This window comes from Falsiroseomonas frigidaquae (genome assembly GCF_012163145.1).
GTDB lineage: Bacteria > Pseudomonadota > Alphaproteobacteria > Acetobacterales > Acetobacteraceae > Falsiroseomonas > Falsiroseomonas frigidaquae.
This window is the reverse complement of the sequence record NZ_JAAVTX010000003.1, coordinates 108,636-127,804: the sequence shown is the minus strand read 5'-3', so window position 1 is coordinate 127,804 and position 19,169 is coordinate 108,636. Positions and strand designations below refer to the sequence as shown.

Annotated in this window: 19 protein-coding genes; 12 read left to right on the top strand and 7 right to left on the bottom strand. The window is 71.5% G+C overall.

Translation table 11 applies throughout. The features are described from left to right. Window positions 1-136: 136 nt before the first annotated feature. On the top strand, window positions 137-2,059 hold the full coding sequence (gene pbpC, locus HB662_RS09600) for a penicillin-binding protein 1C (protein ID WP_168049528.1): 1,923 nt from the start codon (window positions 137-139) through the stop codon (window positions 2,057-2,059). Between the two features lie 95 nt (window positions 2,060-2,154). Here pbpC and HB662_RS09595 read toward each other — a convergent pair whose 3' ends face one another. Continuing rightward, window positions 2,155-2,814 carry an RluA family pseudouridine synthase gene (locus HB662_RS09595; protein WP_245185551.1) on the bottom strand — a complete coding sequence of 220 codons (660 nt, stop codon included), beginning with the start codon at window positions 2,812-2,814 and terminating at the stop codon, window positions 2,155-2,157. A gap of 73 nt (window positions 2,815-2,887) precedes the next feature. On the opposite strand from HB662_RS09595, the gene HB662_RS09590 reads away from it, so the two are divergent. The 3 genes from HB662_RS09590 (at window position 2,888) to HB662_RS09580 (ending at window position 5,639) form a co-directional block, all read left to right on the top strand. Further along, window positions 2,888-3,793 carry a PfkB family carbohydrate kinase gene (locus HB662_RS09590; RefSeq protein WP_168049526.1) on the top strand — a complete coding sequence of 302 codons (906 nt, stop codon included), beginning with the start codon at window positions 2,888-2,890 and terminating at the stop codon, window positions 3,791-3,793. 123 nt (window positions 3,794-3,916) lie between these two features. Next, window positions 3,917-4,918, top strand: a complete 1,002-nt coding sequence (locus tag HB662_RS09585) for an SMP-30/gluconolactonase/LRE family protein (RefSeq protein WP_168049525.1) — start codon at window positions 3,917-3,919, stop codon at window positions 4,916-4,918. Window positions 4,919-5,099: 181 nt separating this feature from the next. Continuing rightward, window positions 5,100-5,639, top strand: coding sequence for a GNAT family N-acetyltransferase (locus tag HB662_RS09580; protein ID WP_168049524.1), 540 nt, complete (start codon window positions 5,100-5,102; stop codon window positions 5,637-5,639). 50 nt (window positions 5,640-5,689) lie between these two features. On the opposite strand, the gene HB662_RS09575 is transcribed toward HB662_RS09580, so the two are convergent. Then, window positions 5,690-6,445 (bottom strand): HpcH/HpaI aldolase family protein, encoded by a 756-nt coding sequence (locus HB662_RS09575; protein WP_168049523.1) that lies wholly within the window; start codon window positions 6,443-6,445, stop codon window positions 5,690-5,692. A gap of 119 nt (window positions 6,446-6,564) precedes the next feature. Here HB662_RS09575 and HB662_RS09570 point away from each other — a divergent pair, with 119 nt between their 5' ends. The 5 genes from HB662_RS09570 (at window position 6,565) to HB662_RS09555 (ending at window position 11,227) form a co-directional block, all read left to right on the top strand. Beyond that, on the top strand, window positions 6,565-7,959 hold the full coding sequence (locus HB662_RS09570; RefSeq protein WP_168049522.1) for an FAD-binding oxidoreductase: 1,395 nt from the start codon (window positions 6,565-6,567) through the stop codon (window positions 7,957-7,959). Window positions 7,960-7,963: 4 nt separating this feature from the next. Further along, window positions 7,964-9,181, top strand: coding sequence for an MFS transporter (locus tag HB662_RS09565; RefSeq protein WP_168049521.1), 1,218 nt, complete (start codon window positions 7,964-7,966; stop codon window positions 9,179-9,181). A gap of 7 nt (window positions 9,182-9,188) precedes the next feature. Further along, complete coding sequence (locus tag HB662_RS09560) at window positions 9,189-10,016, top strand: penicillin-binding transpeptidase domain-containing protein (RefSeq protein WP_168049520.1); 828 nt, start codon at window positions 9,189-9,191, stop codon at window positions 10,014-10,016. A 58-nt stretch (window positions 10,017-10,074) separates the two neighbouring features. Further along, complete coding sequence (locus tag HB662_RS29675; protein WP_280864039.1) at window positions 10,075-10,209, top strand: hypothetical protein; 135 nt, start codon at window positions 10,075-10,077, stop codon at window positions 10,207-10,209. Between the two features lie 184 nt (window positions 10,210-10,393). Further along, on the top strand, window positions 10,394-11,227 hold the full coding sequence (locus HB662_RS09555; RefSeq protein WP_168049519.1) for a universal stress protein: 834 nt from the start codon (window positions 10,394-10,396) through the stop codon (window positions 11,225-11,227). 84 nt (window positions 11,228-11,311) lie between these two features. Here HB662_RS09555 and HB662_RS09550 read toward each other — a convergent pair whose 3' ends face one another. From HB662_RS09550 to HB662_RS09540, 3 genes are read right to left on the bottom strand one after another with little or no spacing between them, the layout of a single operon-like run. Beyond that, window positions 11,312-11,896, bottom strand: a complete 585-nt coding sequence (locus tag HB662_RS09550) for an HD domain-containing protein (protein ID WP_168049518.1) — start codon at window positions 11,894-11,896, stop codon at window positions 11,312-11,314. Between the two features lie 55 nt (window positions 11,897-11,951). Then, window positions 11,952-13,127, bottom strand: coding sequence for a UxaA family hydrolase (locus tag HB662_RS09545; protein ID WP_168049517.1), 1,176 nt, complete (start codon window positions 13,125-13,127; stop codon window positions 11,952-11,954). A gap of 13 nt (window positions 13,128-13,140) precedes the next feature. Then, window positions 13,141-13,425, bottom strand: coding sequence for a UxaA family hydrolase (locus tag HB662_RS09540; protein ID WP_168049516.1), 285 nt, complete (start codon window positions 13,423-13,425; stop codon window positions 13,141-13,143). Window positions 13,426-13,544: 119 nt separating this feature from the next. Between HB662_RS09540 and HB662_RS09535 the strand changes: the two genes are divergently transcribed. Further along, a complete protein-coding gene (locus HB662_RS09535) occupies window positions 13,545-14,414 on the top strand; it encodes a branched-chain amino acid aminotransferase (RefSeq protein ID WP_168049515.1) in 870 nt (289 codons plus the stop codon). 1 nt (window position 14,415) lies between these two features. Here HB662_RS09535 and HB662_RS09530 read toward each other — a convergent pair whose 3' ends face one another. Continuing rightward, on the bottom strand, window positions 14,416-15,741 hold the full coding sequence (locus HB662_RS09530) for a sensor histidine kinase (protein WP_168049514.1): 1,326 nt from the start codon (window positions 15,739-15,741) through the stop codon (window positions 14,416-14,418). Continuing rightward, the gene (locus HB662_RS09525; RefSeq protein ID WP_168049513.1) at window positions 15,734-16,405 is read right to left on the bottom strand and encodes a winged helix-turn-helix domain-containing protein; all 672 of its coding nucleotides are present in this window, start codon (window positions 16,403-16,405) and stop codon (window positions 15,734-15,736) included. The genes HB662_RS09530 and HB662_RS09525 overlap by 8 nt, the downstream gene beginning before the upstream one ends. A 126-nt stretch (window positions 16,406-16,531) precedes the next feature. Here HB662_RS09525 and HB662_RS09520 point away from each other — a divergent pair, with 126 nt between their 5' ends. After that, window positions 16,532-18,088 (top strand): Do family serine endopeptidase, encoded by a 1,557-nt coding sequence (locus HB662_RS09520; protein ID WP_168049512.1) that lies wholly within the window; start codon window positions 16,532-16,534, stop codon window positions 18,086-18,088. Between the two features lie 169 nt (window positions 18,089-18,257). Next, a complete protein-coding gene (locus HB662_RS09515; protein ID WP_168049511.1) occupies window positions 18,258-19,118 on the top strand; it encodes an isocitrate lyase/PEP mutase family protein in 861 nt (286 codons plus the stop codon). Window positions 19,119-19,169: the final 51 nt, after the last annotated feature.

The window sequence follows — 19,169 nt, the reverse complement described above, 5'->3', positions numbered from 1 at the left end:
CACTGCCGCGACGCCGAAGGCTGGTTGGGTGGGGGGGGCCTTGGAAGGCGGGGGCGACCCGCGTCCCTCGCAGCCCCCCCCACCCCGACCCTCCCCCCTCCGCGGGGGGAGAGGGAGACCCCTCGCTTTCGCAGCCATGTCGCTTGCGATCGGGTTGTTCTTCCTCGACCGCGCCTTCCCCCCCAACCTCGCCCGCCTGCATTCCGGCGTGGAGGTGCTGGACCGCCACGGCCGCACCCTTTCCACCCTGCCGGCCCCGGGCGGCATCTGGCGCCTGCCCACCGCGCCGGCCGATGTGCCGCCCCACCTCCTCGCCATGCTGGTCGCGGCGGAGGATGCGCGGTTCCGCTGGCATCCGGGCGTCGATCCGCTGGCGCTGGCCCGTGCCGCCTTCCAATGGGTGCGCGCCGGCCGCGTCGTCTCCGGCGGATCGACGCTGACCATGCAGGCCGCCCGGCTGCTGGAGCCGCGCCCGCGCACGCTGCGCAGCAAGGCCATCGAGATGCTGCGCGCCCTGCAGCTGGAGGCGCGGTTCAGCAAGGATGAGATCCTTGGGATCTGGCTCACCCTCGCCCCCCAGGGCGGCAATCTGGAGGGGCTGCGCGCCGGCGCCTTCGCCTGGTTCGGCCGCCCGCCCGGCCAGCTCGACGCCGCCGAATCCGCGCTGCTGGTGGCGCTGGCCCGGCGGCCGGAGGCGCTGCGCCCGGACCGGCACCCGGAGGCTGCACGCGCGGCCCGCGACGCCCTGCTGCGCCAGCGCGCCCCCGGCGCCGGCCAGGTCAGCCCGGCGGAGCGCGACCTGGCGCTGGCCAGCCCGGTGCCCGGCGCCCGCCACCCCATGCCGCGCCTGGCGCCGCACCTCTCCCGCCAATTGGCGCGCGACGCCGCGCCGGGCGCCCGCATCGCCACCACGCTCGACCGCGACCTGCAACGCGCGGCGGAGGCGCTGGCGGAAGACCGCCTGCTGGCCCTGTCCGACCACGCCGCCATGGCGATGGTGGTAGCCGAAATCGAATCCCGCGAAATCCGCGCCCTGGTCGGCGGCAGCTTCGGCGTCGAGACCCGCGCCGGCATGCTGGATCTGACGCGCGCGGTGCGCTCCCCCGGCTCGGCCCAAAAACCCTTCCTCTATGCGCTGGCCTTCGAGGCCGGGGTGGCGCGGCCCGAAACGCTGGTGGCGGACCTGCCCTTCCGCTTCGGCAGCTATGCGCCCGAGAATTTCTCCCGCGATTTCGTCGGCCGCATCACCGCCGCCGACGCGCTGCGGCAATCGCTGAACCTGCCGGCCGTGGCGCTGCTGAGCGAATTGGGCGTGCTGCGCTACGCCACCGCGCTGAAGCTGGCCGGCAGCCCGCCACGCCTGGCGCGGGGGGCCGAACCCTCCCTGCCGCTGGCGCTGGGTGGGGCAGGGACCACGCTGCGAGAACTGGTCGCGCTGTATGCGCTGCTCGGCGATGCGGGCCGGGCCGGGCCGCTGGTGGCCGTTCCCACGCCACCGGCCGAGCGGCCCGAGGTGGTGCTGCCGCGCGCCGCGGCGAGCGTGGCGGGGATATTGGTGCAGCCGTTTCCGGGTGGCGGGCCGCGGGGGGTGGCGTGGAAGACCGGCACCTCCTGGGGCGGGCGGGATGGCTGGGCGCTGGGGCTGGATGCGCGGCATGTCGCGGGTGTCTGGGTCGGGCGGCCGGATGGCACGCCGGTTCCGGGCCTGACCGGGCGGGGCGTGGCGCTGCCGGCGCTGGCGGCGCTGTTTGCCCGGCTGCCGGCCGCGCCGCGCCAGCCGCTTGCGGTGCGCGCCACGCCGCGCCCCTTCGCCGAGGCCGCCGACCGGCTGCGCCTGGTCTTCCCCATGCCGGGGGCGGTGCTGGCGGAGGGTGGTCCCGTCACGCTGCGCGCCGCCGGGGGGCGCCGGCCGCTGGTCTTCCTGGTGGATGGCGCGCCGCTGGACCACCACCGGGCGCGGCGGGAGGCCGCCTGGGTGCCGCCCGGGCCGGGCTTCTACCGCGTGACGGTGCTGGATGCGGATGGCGTGGCGGCGGGGGCGGAGCTGCGGGTGCGGTAGGGGGGCGGCTGGCCCCCACCCTCCCGCCTTGCAGGGGAGGGTAAGTGCATCTCCCTCCTCCGCTTGCGGGGGGGGGGCGGGGTGGGGGCAGGCGCTCAGCCTACCGCCGTGCCGCAGGCCTTGATGGCGGCCTGCATATGCGCGGGCACCGGGGCCTCGAAATGCTGCGCCGGGTCCAGCGGCAGGGTCAGGGACCGCGCCAGCAGGTGCAGCCCCCCAGCCTCGCCCCGTTCCCCATCGGCGCCATACATCCCATCCCCCAGGATCGGGCAGCCGAGATGCGCGCAATGCACCCGCAGCTGATGCGTCCGCCCGGTCTCCGGCACCAGCTCCAGCCAGGTGAGCCCGGCGCCGCGCCCCAGCACCCGCCAGAGGCTGCGGGCCGGATCGCCCTTCGCATCCACCTGCATCCGCCAGCCCCGTGCCGCGCTGCTGGTCTTGGCGAGCGGCGCCTCCACCACGCCCGACTCGCCCGCCGGCCCGCCGCGCACCACCGCCCAATAGGCCTTGCCCACCTGGCGCGCCGCGAACAGGGCGTTCAGCCGCGCCAGCATCGGCGCGGTGCGGCCCAGCACCAGGCAGCCGGCGGTGTCCGTATCCAGCCGGTGCGCCGGCTGCGGCACCCGCTTCTTGCCGAGGCTGAGCGCCGGCAGCCAGGTCTCCAGCGTCTCCCCCTGCCGGGCGGAAACGGGCAGCCCCGCGGGCTTGTCCAGCACCAGCAGCTCCGGCCCCAGATGCAGGATGCGCGCCTGCAACCACGGCGGAAGATTTGGCGGTGCAGCAATCTTCGCTTGGCGAAACCTGCCCGCTGGTGGAACCCTGGGTGGCATGAACGAGCCTGATCTCCGACCAATCGTTGTCTGCCTCGGCAGTGTCGTCATGGACCACACTTTCCTCGTGCAGGATATCGTGCAGCCGCCATCGAAGAACCGCGCCACCGGCTACAGCCTGGGCGCGGGTGGGCTGGCGGCCAATGCCTCGGTGGGGGTGGCGCGCCTGGGCGGGCGCTGCATCTTCTGGGGGCGGGTGGGGGATGACCTCAACGGCAAGCCGCTGCTGGAGGCGCTGGCCGCCCAGGGGGTCGATGTCTCCCACTGCCATGTCGCGACCCATGCGCGCACGCCGGTTTCCGCAGTGCTGGTGGACCCGGTCGGGGAGCGTAGTATTTATTCCTATCGCGGCGACAACCTCGGCACGGACCCGGAGTGGCTGCCGCTGCACCTGCTGGAAACGGCGCAGGCCTTCCTGTGCGACCCGCGCTGGCCGGAGGGCGCCGCCCGCGCCCTGGACCACGCCCGCCTGCACGGCGTGCCGACCGTGATCGACGGCGAGAAAAGCGAGACGCGGCTGCTGGTGGACCTCATCCCGCGCGCCGACCACGCGATTTTCTCGCAGCCCGGCCTGGCCAATTACGCGCCCGGCGCGCGCCCGGTGGAGGGGCTGCGCAAGGCCATCGCCGCCGGCTGCCAGACGGCCGCGGTGACACGGGGCGAGAAGGGCACGCTGTGGCTGACGGCGGCGGACCCGGAGCCGCGCGTCACCCCCGCCTTCCGCGTCCAGGCCACCAATACCACCGGCGCCGGCGATGTGTTCCACGGCGCCTATGCGCTGGCCATGGCGGAACGCCAGGGCGTGGCGGAGGCGATGCGCTTCGCCTCCGCCGCCGGCGGGTTGCGGGCGCGGGATGGCGCCACGCCGACGCGGGCGATGGTGGAGGAATTGTTGCGCGGCTGACACCAGCCTCACGCCACGGTGCATGGCCGCGGCGCCGCGGCGGGCTGGCCGCCTCGCGCCGCCGCATGCCAGCCTTCCCCGCCGGCCCGCAGAGGCCGCGTTCAAGGGAAGGAATTCGAGAAGATGCATGCCAGCCGCCGCGCCCTGCTGGGCGCCGCCGGGGCCGTGCTCGCCACGCCCGCCCTCGCGCAACGCGAGCCGCCCGGCCGCTACCCCGATCCGGCCATCGAGGTGCTCGACCCCGCCTTCAACCGCTACCGCCTGGTGCTCGCCGCGGTGGAACGGCTTGCCACCGGCTTCCGCTGGAGCGAGGGCCCGGCCTGGTTCGGCGACCAGCGCTGCCTGGTCTGGTCCGACATCCCCTCCAACAAGCTGATGCGCTGGCATGAGACGACGGGCCGCGTCGATGTGCTGCGGGAGCCCTCGAACAACAGCAATGGCAATACCCGCGACCGCCAGGGCCGCCTGCTGACCTGCGAGCACCTGACCCGCCGCGTGACGCGCACGGAGCCCGATGGCCGCATCACCGTCATCGCCGATCGCTATGACGGCAAGCGGCTGAACAGCCCGAACGACGTGGTGGTGAAGTCGGACGGCAGCATCTGGTTCACCGACCCGCCCTTCGGCATCCTCGGCTTCTATGAGGGCGAGCGGGCGGAGCCGGAACTGCCGACCAACGTCTATCGCGTGGCCCCCGATGGCCGCATCAGCGTCGCCACCGGCGATGTCGGCCGGCCCAATGGCCTGGCCTTCTCGCCGGATGAACGCATCCTGTATGTGGTGGAGGCGGCGGCGACGCCGCGGGTGATCCGCGCCTTCGATGTCGGCGATGACGGCCGCCTGTCCAATAGCCGGACCTTCTACCAGTGCCGGGATGGCGAGACGCCGGATGGCTTCCGCGTCGATGTGGACGGCAATCTGTGGTGCGGCTGGGGCATGGGCACGCCGGAGCTGGATGGGGTGCGGGTGCTGGACAAGGGCGGCACGCCGATCGGGCATATCCGTCTGCCGGAACGCTGCGCCAATGTCGCCTTCGGCGGGCGTTTTCGGAACCGGCTGTTCATGCCGGCGAGCAGGTCGCTCTACAGCCTGTATGTGAATACGCAGGGGACGCCGTATGGGTGAGGGGCTTGCCCCCCACCCAACCAGCCTGCGGCGCTGCTGCAGCGCCGCAGCTCCCCGCAAGCGTGGGGGAGGGCTTCGGCGGGATCAGCCTCGGGCAGACGTTCTGGTTTATGCACCAGGCGACCGCTCTTGCCCCTGTGCCGCACTAAACCTCGGGTGCATGGCGATATAGGCTTACGCCATGAGCGAAGACCTGATCACCCTCGCCGTTGCGGAACCCAGCGACGTCGCCGACTTCAAGAAGGAACTGCAGGACGCCTTCGCGGTGGCTGTGGTCGATGAGTTCGGATCGCTACCGGACGGGCCCATCCCATCGGACGAAGATCTTGCCAATGCGATGAATGCCCCGGGCGCCGTGGTGCTGCGCATCCTGTGCAACGGTCAGAAGGTTGGCGGCGCCGTGCTGACCATCGACACGACAACCCATCACAACGCGCTCGACCTGTTCTTCCTGCGGGTGGGCGAGCAGGGTCGCGGTATCGGCCTCGAGGCCTGGCGCGCCATCGAGCAGAGATATCCCGAGACGATCACATGGCAGACGCACACCCCGTATTTCGAGAAGCGAAACATCCACTTCTACGTCAACAAGTGCGGCTTCAGGATTATCGAGTTCTTCAACAAGCACCATTCCGACCCGAACCACCCGGCCCAGGACGACCTGCCCGATGGCGATGCCTTCCAGTTCGAGAAGGTCATGCGAGGCGGCGGAATCGTCGCCTAGCTTGGCCTCATTGAGACAGGGGCCGAAGCCCCTGTCCCTGTCCGGGAGGCTCAGCCCCGCGCGACCGCCACCTGCGCCTTCGCGGCCGTCAGCATCAGGCCGCTGTCGTTCATGATGGTCGCCAGGTTGAAGCCGCGCTCGAACATCTCCTTCGAGTACTGGCCCGTCATGGTGTGGATGCCCACCTTCACCCCGGCCGCCTGGGCGGTGGTGCGGATCTTGTCCAGCACCGCCAGGAATTCCGGCTCCCGCCGGTCCTGCAGCGGCGCCATGCCGAGCGACAGGCTGAGGTCGGACGGGCCGATATAGATGGCGTCCACGCCCGGCACATTGACGATGGCTTCCAGGTTGTCGAGCGCCGTCTTGGTCTCGATCATCGGGATCACCAGCACGTCCTCATTCGCCGCATCGGTGTCGGCCGCTGCGCCATACATGCCGGACCGGATCGGGCCGAAGCTGCGCGTGCCCTTGTTGGGGTAGCGGCAATAGGAGACCAGCGCGCGGGCCTCGGCTTCCGTGTTCACCATCGGGCAGATCACGCCCTTGGCCCCACCGTCCAAGACTTTGCCGATGATGCCCGGCTCGTTCCACGGCACGCGGACCATCGGCGTGACGCCATGCGGCTGCATGCCCTGAAAGCAGGCGACCATGGACATGTAGTCCTGCAGGCCGTGCTGGATGTCCACCGTCAGGCTGTCCCAGCCGGCCAGGGCCATCACCTCGGCGGTGAAGCCGCTCGGGATGGCGAGCCACCCGTTCACCACCGGCTTGCCTGCTGCCCAGGCCGCCTTGACGCCGTTTGCCATTTTCTTCGTTCCCCCGCGGGTGGTTGTATGATGACTGGGACGCTAGGCCGGGGCCGTTGGGGCGTCAACGCGCCTGGGGCGCTTTGCGAGGCAGGTTTCCGCATGGCAAGCTGCGCCGCATGAACACCATCTCCCCCCGCCCGGTCGATGCCGTGATCGCCGCCGGCACCGCCTTCCTGGGTGACCGCATGACGATCAACGCCGCGATCCGCGAGCAGCACAGCCATGGCGAGGACAGCTCCACGCCGACCATGCCGGATGCCGTCGCCTTCGTGGAGACGACGCAGGAGGTCAGCCAGCTTCTGGCGCTGTGCCACCAGCATGGCGTGCCCGTGGTGCCCTTCGGCGCCGGCACCAGCCTGGAAGGCCATGTGAACCCGGTGCGCGCCGGCGTCAGCCTGGACCTGTCCCGCATGACGGCGGTGCTGGAGGTGAACGAGCAGGACATGGACTGCCTGCTGGAGCCGGGCGTGACGCGCCAGCAGCTCAACGAATTTCTCCGGGATAAGGGCCTGTTCTTCCCGGTTGACCCAGGCAGTCACTGCACCTTGGGCGGCATGGTGGCGACCCGCGCCTCCGGCACGAACGCCGTGCGCTACGGCACCATTCGCGAAAACGTGCTGGGGCTGGAAGTGGTGCTGGCCGATGGCCGGGTCATCACCACCGGCGGCCGCACCCGCAAGGCCGCCAATGGCTATGACCTGACCCGCCTGTTCGTCGGCAGCGAGGGCACACTCGGCGTCGTCACCAAGGTCCGCCTGCGCCTGCACGGCATCCCGGAGGCGATGAGCAGCGCGGTGGTGCAGTTCCCGACGCTCGCCGGGGCGGTGGAAAGCACCATCCAGGTCATGCAGCTCGGCATCCCCGTGGCGCGGATCGAGCTGCTGGACGACGACATGATGGCTGCCTCCATCGCCTTCTCGAAGCTGGAGGGCTTCGTGCCCCTGCCCACGCTGTTCCTGGAATTCCACGGCACGGAGGCCGCCGTGGCCGAACAGGCCGGGCTGGTCGAGGCGATCACCAGCGACAATGGCGGCAGCGGCTTCCGCTGGGCGACGGACCCGGCGGAGCGCGCCAAGCTGTGGAAGGCCCGGCATGACAGCTACTGGGCCGGCATCGCCTGGAAGCCCGGCCACAAGGCGCTGACCACCGATGTCTGCGTGCCGATCTCCCGCCTGGCGGAGGCGCTGGTCGGCGCCAAGCAGGAAGCCACCGAACTCGGCCACACCACCTGCATCGTCGGTCATGTCGGCGACGGCAATTTCCACCAGATGATCCTCTACAATCCGGAGGATCCGAAGGGGCTGGAAGGCGCCTGGGACATGGACCGGCGCGTGGTGGCGCGCGGGTTGTCGCTGGGCGGCACCTGTTCCGGCGAGCATGGCATCGGCCTCGGCAAGCGGGAATTCCTGGAGACGGAACATGGCGCGGAGGCGCTGGCCGTGATGCGCAGCCTGAAGGCGACGCTGGACCCCAAGGGCATCATGAATCCGGGGAAGATGTTCCGGAATTGAGGTGATGTCCCCCGCCCAGGCCGGGATGGCGCTGCCCATCCTGGTGCTGTGCCTCGGCCACATTTTCTCGAATGCCGTGCGGACGATTCCGGCGGTGGCGGCGGATGTGCTGATGCGCGACCTCGGCCTGGGGGCGGAGGCGCTGGCGCAGATCACCGGCGCCTTCCCGCTGGCCTTCGCCGTGGTGATGATCCCGGTCGGCATCGCGCTCGATCGCTTCGGCGTGCAGCGCGTGGCCCTCGGCCTGCTGACGGTGGCCGGATGCGGCGCGGTGCTGGGGGCGCTGGCGACCGGGCCCTGGTCCATGCTGTTTGCCCAGATCGTCCTTGGGGCCGGGTGCTCGGGCATGCTGATGTGCCCGATCACCTTCGCCGCCCGCGGCCTCACCACTTCCCGCTTCGCGGTCTGGTCCGGGCTGATCCAGGCGGTGGGCAATACCGGCATGCTGCTCTCGGCCAGCCCGCTCGCCTTGCTGATCGAGGCGGTGGATTGGCGCGCCGGCTTCTGGGCCTGCGCCGGCATCGCGACGCTCGCCCTGCCGCTGGTGGCGCTGCTGGTGCCGCGGGACCGGCCCGAAGCGCAGCCACCGCGTAGCCTGGCGGAGGATGTGCGGCAGGTGGCGCATATGGCCGCCCAGCCGGCGCTGCGCGGCGTGATGGTCTTCGTCTTCGCCTCCTTCGCCGCGGTGCTGGGCCTGCGGGGCCTTTGGGGCGGGCCCTGGCTGATGGAGGGCAAGGGGCTGGACCGCGTCGATGCCGGCAATGTGCTGCTGGCCTGCACCGTGGCGCTGACCATCGGCCCGCTGCTGGCCGGGCTGGTGCTGCGCCGCATCGGCCATGCCCGCGCCCTGTTGGCGGGCAGCCACCTGCTCTGTGCCGGCTTCATCCTGCTGATCATCGGCGGCGGCCCCGGCGGCTGGCTGGCGGAGGCGCTGGGCCGGCCGATGCTGCCGGTGGCCTGGGATGCGGCGCTGCTGGTGGCCTTCGGCGCCGTCATCTCCTTCCAGGTGCTGGCCTTCTCCATCGTCCGCTCGGCGGTGCCGCCGGAGCAGGCGGGGCGGGCGCTTTCCGCCGCCAACCTGTTCTTCTTCGCCGGTGCCGCGGTGTTCCAGGCGCTGTCGGGAGCCATGGCCGGCTGGGGCGGCCCGGCCGCGGCGCTGGCCACTTTCGCAGCGGGGCTGGTGGTGTGCTCGCTCGGCTTCCTGGCACTTCGCCCCCGATGAGGCCCCGATGAGGCGCCGTCTGGTCCTGGCGGGGGCGGCGGCGCTGGCCGCGCGGCCGGTGCTGGCGCAGGCGGAGCAGACCCTGCCGCGCATCGCGCTCGGCGCCGATTCCGGGCGGGATGTCAGCTTCCTGGCGCAGGAGGTCGGCGGCCGCGCATGGGTGCTGGCGGGCAGCGCCCTGGACCGCCGCCACACGACCTGGTCCAGCTTCAAGATCCCCAATCTGCTGATCGCGCTGGAGGAAGGCGTGGTGGACGGGCTGGACACGCCCCGGCGCTGGAACCCGGCGCGGCGCCCGGCCGCCGCCTGGTGGCCGGCCGCCTGGCGCCGCGACCAGACGCTCCGCAGCGCCTTCGCCGATTCCACCGTCTGGTACTTCCGCGACCTGGCGCAGGCGGTGGGCGGCGCGCGCTACCGGGCGACGCTGGCCCGCTGGCGCTACGGCAATGCGGTGGCGGCAGAGGGATCGGACCGCTTCTGGCTGGACGGCACGCTGCGGATTTCGGTGCGGGAACAGGTGGGCTTCCTGGCCGCATTGCTGGAAGGCCGCCTCGGCGTCAGCCCCGCCAGCCTGGCGGCGCTGGAGGAGGCCAGCCGCGCCGGCGCGGCGCCGGGCCTGGTACTGCACGGCAAGACCGGCGCCGGTCCGCGACGGCCTGCTGGGGCGGAGGGCTGGTATGTCGGCTTCCTGCGCCGGCAGGCCGCGCCGCCCGTGGCCTTCGCGCTGCACACGACGGCACCGGACATGGCCGCGCTGCGGGACTTCCGGCGCGAGGCGGCGCTGCGGCTGCTCGGCGCGGCCGGGCTGCTGCCGGCCGGCTTCCCGCTGTCGTAACTGTCAGCCCGCCATCGCGCTCTGTAGCCTGCGCGCCATCCGGGAAAGGGGCTTTGCCATGCTCAGGCTGGTCGGGCTGCTGGTGGTGCTGGCGGGTGTCGCGCTGCTTGGGCATTGGCTGCTGATGCAGGGCGTTCAGGCGCCGGGCGAAATCGGCCGCCTGGCCGCCGGCACCTGCGCCGCCTGCCACTGAGCCTGACCCGGAAGATCGGCGGGTCGGTCCAGTGCGGCTTTTCAGCCCTGGCGGCGTCGCCGTCCTGGCCAGGACGAAAAATCCGCGACCGGCTCTCAGCCGCCGACCTTATGGGTCAGGCTCCGGGGGCAGGGTGCCGCCGGCGCCAATGCTGCGTTAGGATGGGCGGGCAGGAGGATCGCCTATGCTGCGTAGCATTCTGGTCGCTTTGGATGACACGCCCGGTGCCAAGGCGGCACGCGATGCCGCCATCGCATTGTCGCGTCGCACCGGGGCCGTGTTGACCGCTGCGGTGGTGCTGGACCGGCCGCATACCGAAAGCGAGCATGAACTCGTCCCGCTCGGTGGTGCCGCCTTCAAGGCGAAGCGCGACGCAGCCCGGGTCAAGCGGGCGCAGGAAGACGCGCAGCTGGCGCTGGCCGAATGCGCCGCCGCGGCGGCCGGCCACCCCTATGATGAAGTGAAGCTGGATGACGCGCCGGAGCCGGCCCTGCTGCGCGCCGGCGCCACCCATGACCTGCTGGTGATCGGCCGCGACAGCACCCTCGGCCTGGAAGCGACGGAGGAAGGCGTCGCGCCGGTGATCGAGCGCCTGCTGCTGGAAGGTGCCCGCCCGCTGCTGGTGATCCCCCCGGCGCCGGTGCTGGCGGAGGGTCCGGTGCTGGTCGGCTACGACGCCTCGATCCCTGCCATGGTGGCGCTGCAGCTTTTTGCTCTGCTCGGACTGGCCGAGGGCGCCCCGCTGCGCGTCGCCTCCGCCGCCGAGACGCGGGAGGAAGCGCTGGCCATGGCGGAGGAGGGCTGCACCTATCTGCGCCGCCATGGGCTGGAGGCTACGCCGCTCGCCATGGTCGGCGGCCGCCCGGCCGACCTGCTGCTGGCCGAGGCGGAGGCCCTGCAGGCACGCATGCTGGTGGTGGGGTCCTTCGAGGAAAGCGGCCTGCGCCGCCTGTTCACCGGCAGTGCCACCCACGCCCTGCTGCGCCGCGCGCGCTGCCCGGTGTTTATTCATCACTGATTTGCCCTCAGGCGCCGGGCGCCGGCGCGGCGAGCCAAGGCCCTGCGGGCCGCCTGAGACAGCCCCGGTCGCGATTCGCCGGCCTCAGCGGCCTTCGAGCTGGACCAACGCGTATTCGATGTTGCGCCGCGCCCGCTTCTCGCGCTCCAGCCAATAGCGGTCGGTGTGGTAGATGCGGTCGCGCCACAGCAGCATCTGCAGCGCGGCGATCCGCCCGGCGCGGTAGCGGTCATCCGGCAGATGCGCGTATTCGTGGCGGTTCGCGGCCTCGAAGGCGTCGAAGCGCGCAGCCGTCTCGCCCAGTACCGCATTGTCCATGTCGAGCAGCAGCGCCGCATCGGCGCGCAGGCCGGGGTCGTCCGTCTCCGGCGCTTCCTGGCGCAGCACGGCGTGGATCAGCGTCTCCGCCCGCGCCAGCATGTGCCGCGGCAGGGTCCGGCCGAGATGGCGGTGCATCACGCGGATGCTCTGCGCCTCCGCCTCCGGATTGGCGCGGTCGAAGATGGCGGTGTGGAACAGGATGGCCAGGATGAAGGCCGGCTTGTCCGACAGCGCGTGGGAAACCTCCTCCGCCATGGCCAGCATGCCGGAGATGCGCGCCCAGTCATGATGCGCGCGATGCGGTTCCGCGTGGCGGTGCTGCAGGTCTGCGAAGATGGCCGGGGTCACGGCGTGGCATCATCCCCGCGATGCGGCGCCGGGCCGAGGCCCGGCGCCGAAGGCTTCATGCGCTCTCGTAGAGCCGCGTCAGGCTGAATTCGCGGTGGCCGAGCAGCTCGGCCGCCGTCAGTTCGCCATCGGCGGTGCGCAGGATGCAGTCCAGCAGCGCCTCCCCGGCCTCGTCCATGTTCATCTGCTTCTGCAGCAGGCCGGTCACGTCGACGTCGATGTGCTCGGACATGGTGCGCTGGGTGCGGGGGTTCGCCGTCAGCTTGATCACCGGCAGGATCGGGTTGCCGATGACATTGCCCTGGCCGGTCGGGAAGGTATGCACCGCGAAGCCGGAAGCCGCGCAGAGCGTCACCATCTCGGCGGCGGCCGAGGAGCTGTCCATGAACCACAGGCCGGAATGGGTCGGCACCTCGGCCTTGTCCAGCACGCCATCGACCGTGCACTTCTTGCCGATCTTGGTGATGTTGCCGAGGGCCTTTTCCTCGATGGTGGTCAGGCCACCCTCGATATTGCCCTTGGTCGGCTGGCTGTCCGACAGGTCGCTGGTCTTGTTCGCTTCCACCACGCGCTGGTAGCGGTCGAACATCGCCATGAACTGCGTGCGGATCTCGGGCGTCTTGCAGCGCGCGGCCACCAGGTGCTCGCCGCCCGTCAGCTCCGTCGTCTCGCCGAAGACCAGCGTATTGCCGTTGGCCCAGAGCTTGTCATAGGAATTGCCGACGGTGGGGCAGGAGGCGAGGCCGGAGGTGGTGTCGCTCTCGCCGCACTTCGTGGAAACCCAAAGCTCCACCAGCGGCGCCTTCGACTTCTTCAGCTTCGAGGCGTGCTTGACCAGCCGATATGCTGCGCGGGACGCGCTGGCAATCGTCGAAATATCGCCATTCTGCTCGATGGCGAAGCCCTCGACCGGCTTGCCCGACTTGGCGATGCCCTCGACGATCTTGCCGGTCCAGCCCGGCTCGATGCCGATGACGATGACGCCGGCGACATTCGGGTTGGTGCCGGTGCCGATCAGCGTGCGGAAATGCAGGTCGAGGTCAGCGCCGAACTGCAGCCGGCCATAGGCGTGCGGGATGGCCAGCGCGCCCTTGATGTTGTTCGCCACCGCCTCAGCGGCAGCGTTCGAAAGATCGTCCACCGGCAGGATGATGACGTGGTTGCGCACGCCCATCCGGCCGTTCTCGCGCCGCCAGCCTTCGAAGGAGGCGTCCCTCAGGTTCAGGCCCATCGGTTCCGTTCCCCTACCAGCGCTTTGTCTTGACGTTGTGCACGTGCAGATGCTCGCCGGCGCCGATATCGGCCACCGCGCGGCCGATATCCGTGCCGTACTTCATGATGGTGTCGCCCTTGGCGATGGACCGGATGGCCAGCTTGTGGCCGATCGGGATGTCCGACTTTGAGTCGAACTCCATCATCTTGTCCTGGTCCATGATCCAGCCATTCAGCCTGGTGCCGGCCTTCAGGCCTTCCACCACCACCACGCCCACGCTGTCGCCCTCATCATGGACGACGAAATGGATTTGCATCGATCCCCCCGGTGACCCTTGGAGCGCGCACCCTAGGCCCGCCGCCCGCCCCCTTCAACCTGCCCCCGCGACGTGTCATTCAGGGCGGCGGGAACACACGGGAAGAAGGGGCTGCCGCCATGGCGGGCGTCTACTGGTATGCCGGCAACTGGTCTACCGAGGAGCCGAAGGTTATCGGCCCGATGGACCACGCCTTCTGGCTCGGCAGCGTGATCTTCGACGGCGGCCGGTCCTTCGGCGGCGTCGCGCCGGACCTCGACCTGCATTGCGCCCGCGCCGTGCAATCGGCCCGCAACATGCTGATGAAGCCGACGAAAACGCCCGCCGAGATCGAGGAACTGTGCCGCGAGGGCATCCGCCGCATGGGCCCGCAGGCGGAGCTGTATATCCGCCCGATGTTCTTCATCCGCCGCGGCCTGGGGGCGGCGCGACCGGACCCGGACAGCACGGATTTCATCCTGGCGATCTACGACGCGCCGCTGCCGGAATACAAAGGCTTCTCCGCCTGCCTGGCGCCGCAGCGCCGCCCGGCGCCGGACCAGGCGCCGACCGACGCCAAGGCCGCCTGCCTCTACCCCAACGGCTCCCGCGCCTCCGCCTTCGCCCATGACAAGGGGTATGAGGCGGCGGTGGTCTGCGACCCGATCGGCCATGTCGCCGAATTCGCCCATGCCAATCTGATGTTCGCCAAGGATGGCAAGGTCATCACCCCCGCCGAGAACGGCACCTTCCTGGCCGGCATCACCCGCGCCCGCGTCATCGCCCTGCTGCGGGAAGCCGGCGTGACGGTCGAGGAACGCGCCGTGAAGCCGGAGGAACTGGAGACGGCGGACGAGATCTTCTCCACCGGCAACTACGGCAAGGTGCTGCCCTGCTCGAACTGGCAGGGCCGCCACATGCAGCCGGGGCCGCTCTGCCAGAAGGCGCGGACGCTGTATTTCGACTGGGCCGAGGCGAAGTGGCGCATCCTGCCCAAGGTCGCGGCGTAGCTTACGCTTTCAGCCGCACCCGCAGCCCGGGCGGTGACGCCGCGCTGGCATCCTCCAGCGTCACCGCCAGCCCATGCAGCTCCGCCACCGCCGCCACCAGCGCCAGGCCGAGTCCCGCGCCCTGCGTGCTGCGGGCGGCGTCCAGCCGGTGGAAGCGGCGGAAAACCAGGGGTTTTTCCGTATCCGGGATGCCCGGCCCGTCATCCGCCACGGTGATTTCGGGTCCTGGCCGCAGCGCCAGCACCACGCGGCCGCCCTCCCGCCCATGGCGGATGGCGTTCTCAACCAGATTCGCCAGCATCTGCGCCAGCAGATCCCGGTCCCCCTGCATCGTCACGCCGGGCGCAAGGTCCGTCTCCAGCGCCTGACCGCGCTCGGCGGCCGCACTCGCGTAAAGCTCCGCTACCGTCTCCATCACCGCATGCAGGTCGACGTTCGAAAAAGCCGCGCGGCGGGCGCCGCTCTCGATCTGGGCGATGCGCAGCAAGGCCGCGAAAATCTCCAGGATGCGGTCGCATTCGGCCACCGCAGCCTCCGCCTCCGGCCCCTCCAGCGATTCCAACCGCTGGCGCAGCCGGGTCAGCGGGGTGCGCAGGTCATGCGCGATGTCATCCGTCACCTGGCGCAGCGCCGCCATGGTGGCGGCCAGCCGGTCCAGCGTGGCGTTCACCCGCCGCGCCAGCCGGTCGAATTCATCGCCGCCCGGCCGCGCCACCAGCCGCGTGTTGAGCCTTCCCTGCTCCACCTCCGCCAAAGCGCGCTCCATCTGCGCGGCGCGGCGCACCACGCTGCGCCCGATCACCAGCCCGCCGCCCAGCGCCAGCAGCAGCGCCGCCCCGCCGACCCAGCCGGCGGCGCCGATCAGCCGCGACTCCAGATCCCGCACCGGGGCCAGGTCGCGGCCGACCAGCAGGAAGTGCCCGGCCGGCAGCGGCGTACCGAGCGCCAGCAGCACGCTCTCATCCGTCGCGGCATCCAGCCCCATCGTCGCCCAGCCGGCGCTGCGCGGTGCCGCCGCCAGATTGCCCGCGATCCGCCCGCCATCCGGCCCCGACAGCAGGAAATACTGCGTGCCGCTGCGGTCGGAGGCGATCCGCGCCTCGATCGACAGTGCGATGGAGGCCGGCCCGCCCAGCCTTCCGGCGTTCAGCAGCACCCCGGCATCGCGCTCGATCTCCGCCTGGATCTGCTGCACCGCGAAGCGGGAGGAGGCCCAGAAGCCGATGCCCGCCAGCAGCAGGGTGCCCAGCAGCGTCAGCGCCAGGTGCAGCAGGGTGATGCGGAAGCCGGTGGTGGCCCACCAGCGGGCTGGCGTTTCCTTATGCATCGGGTGCCCGCGCCACATAGCCGGCACCGCGCATGGTGTGGATCAGGCTCGGTTCACCCAGCTTGGCGCGCAGGCGGCTGATGTGGGTCTCCACCACGCTGGTGCGCGGGTCGAAATGGATGTCCCAGACCTGCTCGAGCAGCATGTTGCGCGTCACCACCCGCCCGGCCTGGCGCAGCAGCACCTCCAGCAGCCGGAACTCCCGTGGTTGCAGGTCGATTCGCTGGCCGCCGCGGGTCACGCTGCGGCGCAGCAGGTCCATTTCGAGATCGGCCACGCGCAGCAGGCTGGGTTCCGCGTTCAGCGGCGGGCGGCGGCCGAGCGCATGCACCCGGGCCAGCAGCTCGGCGAAGGCGAAGGGTTTCGCCAGGTAGTCGTCGGCGCCGGCATCCAGCCCCTCCACCCGGTCGCCGAGGCCGGCGCGGGCGGTCAGCATCAGTGCAGGCGTGGCCACCCCGGCGGCGCGCAGGGCGCGGATCACCCCCAGCCCGTCGAGGCCCGGCAGCATGCGGTCCACCACCAGCAGGTCGTAGCCGCCGCCGATCGCCTCCATCAGCCCGGCGCGGCCATCCGGCACATGGTTCACCAGATGCCCGGCTCCGGTCAGCCCGCGCGCCACTTCGGCCGCCGTGCCGGCATCATCCTCCACCAGCAGGATCCGCAAGCGGGCGCTCCTCCAACCTTACCAATTCGTAGGCCAGCCGCGAGGCGGGTGTGAGGCGGCCCCCCAAGATGCCCAACACCCGAGATGTCCAGAACGGGCCGATCCCGCATCGCAGAGGACCACGTCATGAGCAACACCCTGAACAAGACCCCGTGCAACCGGAAGGTGCTGGCCGCCGGCCTGCTGTCGCTCGCACTCGGCACCAGCGCGCTGACCGTGCTGCCCTTCACCGGCCAGGCCCAGACGGCGCCGGGTCAATCCGCGCCGGGCCAATCCACGCCGGATACCGCCATCACCCTGCCGCGCCAGGCCGGCCCGGTTGGCTTCGGCGACCTCGCCGCCCGCGTCGCCCCCGCCGTGGTGCGCGTGACCGTGACCGGGGAGGCGCCGGCCGCCGCGGTGGCGGAGATTCCGCCCGAGCTGCGCGGCACGCCGCTGGAGCCGTTCTTCCGCCGCTTCCAGCAGCAGCAGCGCCCGGGCCAGCCCGGCCCGCGCCAGGCGCCGCAGGGCCGCGCCCGCATGGGCCAGGGCAGCGGCTTCATCATCGATGCCGCCGGCTACATCGTGACCAACAACCATGTGGTGGGCGATGCCGCCACCGTGCGCGTGGAGCTGGCCGACGGCCGTGACCTGCCGGCCCGCGTGGTCGGGCGCGACCAGCAGACCGACCTCGCCCTGCTGAAGGTGGAGTCCGGTTCGCCGCTGCCGACGCTGACCTGGGGCGACAGCGATGCCACCCGCGTGGGCGACTGGGTGGTGGCCATGGGCAACCCCTTCGGCCTCGGCGGGTCGGTGACCGCGGGCATCGTCTCCGCCCGCGGCCGGCAGATCGGCGCCGGGCCGTATGACGACTTCATCCAGACCGATGCGCCGATCAATCCTGGCAATTCCGGCGGCCCGTTGTTCAACGGCAATGGCGAGGTGGTGGGCATCAACACCGCCATCTACGCGCCGGGCGGCGGCAATGTCGGCATCGGCTTCGCCGTGCCGTCCCGCATGGCGCGCCATGTGATCGAGGATCTGCAGCGGGATGGCGTGGTGGCGCGCGGCTGGCTGGGCGTGGCGATGCAGCCGATCGACAGCGAGCTGGCCGCGGCGCTGCGCCTGCCGAACCAGCGCGGCGCGCTGGTCGCCAGCGTGGAGCCGGACAGCCCTGCCGCCCGCGCCGGCCTGCGCGCCGGGGATGTGGTGGTCGGCCTGGAAGGCAAGGAGATCGGCACGCCGCGCGAATTGGCGCTGGCGGTGGCGGAGCTGGAGCCCGAGAGCCGCGCCACCTTCACCCTGCTGCGCGATGGCCAACGCACCGAACAGGCGGTGACCATCGGCCTGCGGGCACAGCCGCAGCAGCAGGCGGAGGCACAGCAGGAGGCAGAGCGCCCCGGCTCGCTCGGCCTGCGCCTGGCCCCCGCGCAGCGTGCCCTGCCCAACAGCAAGCTGCAGGGCCAGGACGCGGCCCAGGGGGTGCAGGTGGCCGGCGTCGATCCCGGCAGCGTCGCCGCCAGCCGCGGCGTGCGCCCCGGTGATGTGATCCTGCGCGCCGGCGGCCGCGAGGTCAGCAGCCCGCGCGACGTGATGGAGGCGGTGGCCGCCGCGCGGCGCGAGGGCCGCCCGGCCATCGCCCTGCAGCTCTCCCGTGAGTCGGGCAACGCCTTCGTGGCGCTGCCGCTCGAAGGCCAGGGCTGACCGAATGCCGTCCGGCGCCGCATGATGGCGGGCCGGGCGGAGGGCGCCGCCGGGTGGGCTGTCAGCCGCCCGGCGGCGCGCTACCCTGCGCCCGATCCAGGACGCGTCTTCCAGATCCTCCGGCGTGCCGCCGGATCGAAGACGCCTTGAAGCGGGACGGGACAGAACAATGAATGCGACCGAGCGGCGACAGGCCTTCCGGGCGGTGCTGGCAGGCTCCACCTGCGTCCATCCGGCCAGCGTCTTCGACGCCATCTCCGGCCGCATCGCCGCGGAGCTGGGCTTCGAGACGGCGATCCTCGGCGGCTCCGTCGCCTCGCTCGCCGTGCTCGGCGCGCCGGACCACATCATCCTGACGCTGACCGAATTCGCCGATCTGATCCGCCGCATCACCCGCGCCGGCGCCCCGCCGCTGCTGGTGGATGCCGACCATGGCTACGGCAACGCCCTGTCCGTGATGCGGACGGTGGAGGAGCTGGAGACGGCCGGCGTAGCCGCCCTGACCATCGAGGACACGCTGCTGCCGCGCCCCTTTGGCCCGGACAAGCCGGCGCTGCTGTCGCTGGAGGAGGGCCTGGGCAAGATCCGCGCGGCGCTCGCCGCCCGCAGCGACCCCGCGCTGGTGATCGTCGCCCGCACCTCCGCCCTGTCGCTGACCGGGGTGGCGGATGCGGTGGCGCGTGCGCGCGCCTATGCCGAGGCCGGCGCCGACGGCATCTTCATCACCGGCCTGACCGACCTCGCCCAGCTCGATGCGCTGCGGGAGGCGACGGGCCTGCCGATCCTGGTCGGCAATGCCAAGGCGGGCCTTGGCGGCGCGGCGGCCTTCGCGGCGCATGGCGGGCGGGTGGCGCTGCAGGGCCACGCCACCTTCCCGGCGGCGATGCAGGCGGTGCATGACACGCTGAAGGCGCTGCGGGACGGCACCGCACCGAAGGATCTGCGCGGCCTGCCGGATAACGCGGCGACGAAGCGGTGGCAGCGGGATGACCAGTACGACGCCGCGATCAAGGATTTCCTGGGCGGGTGAGCGTATGGCCCGCTCCGCCATTCTTCATGGGTGGAGCGGGCTTCGCGCCGG

Bases quoted from the DNA above. Each gene is read 5' to 3' on its own strand.
- HB662_RS09575 (WP_168049523.1), bottom strand. From the start codon at position 6,445: ATGGCAAACGGCGTCAAGGCGGCCTGGGCAGCAGGCAAGCCGGTGGTG.
- pbpC (WP_168049528.1), top strand. From the start codon at position 137: ATGTCGCTTGCGATCGGGTTGTTCTTCCTCGACCGCGCCTTCCCCCCC.
- HB662_RS09540 (WP_168049516.1), bottom strand. From the start codon at position 13,425: ATGCAAATCCATTTCGTCGTCCATGATGAGGGCGACAGCGTGGGCGTG.
- HB662_RS09520 (WP_168049512.1), top strand. From the start codon at position 16,532: ATGAGCAACACCCTGAACAAGACCCCGTGCAACCGGAAGGTGCTGGCC.
- HB662_RS29675 (WP_280864039.1), top strand. From the start codon at position 10,075: ATGCTCAGGCTGGTCGGGCTGCTGGTGGTGCTGGCGGGTGTCGCGCTG.
- HB662_RS09560 (WP_168049520.1), top strand. From the start codon at position 9,189: ATGAGGCGCCGTCTGGTCCTGGCGGGGGCGGCGGCGCTGGCCGCGCGG.
- HB662_RS09545 (WP_168049517.1), bottom strand. From the start codon at position 13,127: ATGGGCCTGAACCTGAGGGACGCCTCCTTCGAAGGCTGGCGGCGCGAG.
- HB662_RS09535 (WP_168049515.1), top strand. From the start codon at position 13,545: ATGGCGGGCGTCTACTGGTATGCCGGCAACTGGTCTACCGAGGAGCCG.
- HB662_RS09555 (WP_168049519.1), top strand. From the start codon at position 10,394: ATGCTGCGTAGCATTCTGGTCGCTTTGGATGACACGCCCGGTGCCAAG.
- HB662_RS09530 (WP_168049514.1), bottom strand. From the start codon at position 15,741: ATGCATAAGGAAACGCCAGCCCGCTGGTGGGCCACCACCGGCTTCCGC.
- HB662_RS09515 (WP_168049511.1), top strand. From the start codon at position 18,258: ATGAATGCGACCGAGCGGCGACAGGCCTTCCGGGCGGTGCTGGCAGGC.
- HB662_RS09590 (WP_168049526.1), top strand. From the start codon at position 2,888: ATGAACGAGCCTGATCTCCGACCAATCGTTGTCTGCCTCGGCAGTGTC.
- HB662_RS09585 (WP_168049525.1), top strand. From the start codon at position 3,917: ATGCATGCCAGCCGCCGCGCCCTGCTGGGCGCCGCCGGGGCCGTGCTC.
- HB662_RS09580 (WP_168049524.1), top strand. From the start codon at position 5,100: ATGAGCGAAGACCTGATCACCCTCGCCGTTGCGGAACCCAGCGACGTC.
- HB662_RS09570 (WP_168049522.1), top strand. From the start codon at position 6,565: ATGAACACCATCTCCCCCCGCCCGGTCGATGCCGTGATCGCCGCCGGC.
- HB662_RS09565 (WP_168049521.1), top strand. From the start codon at position 7,964: ATGTCCCCCGCCCAGGCCGGGATGGCGCTGCCCATCCTGGTGCTGTGC.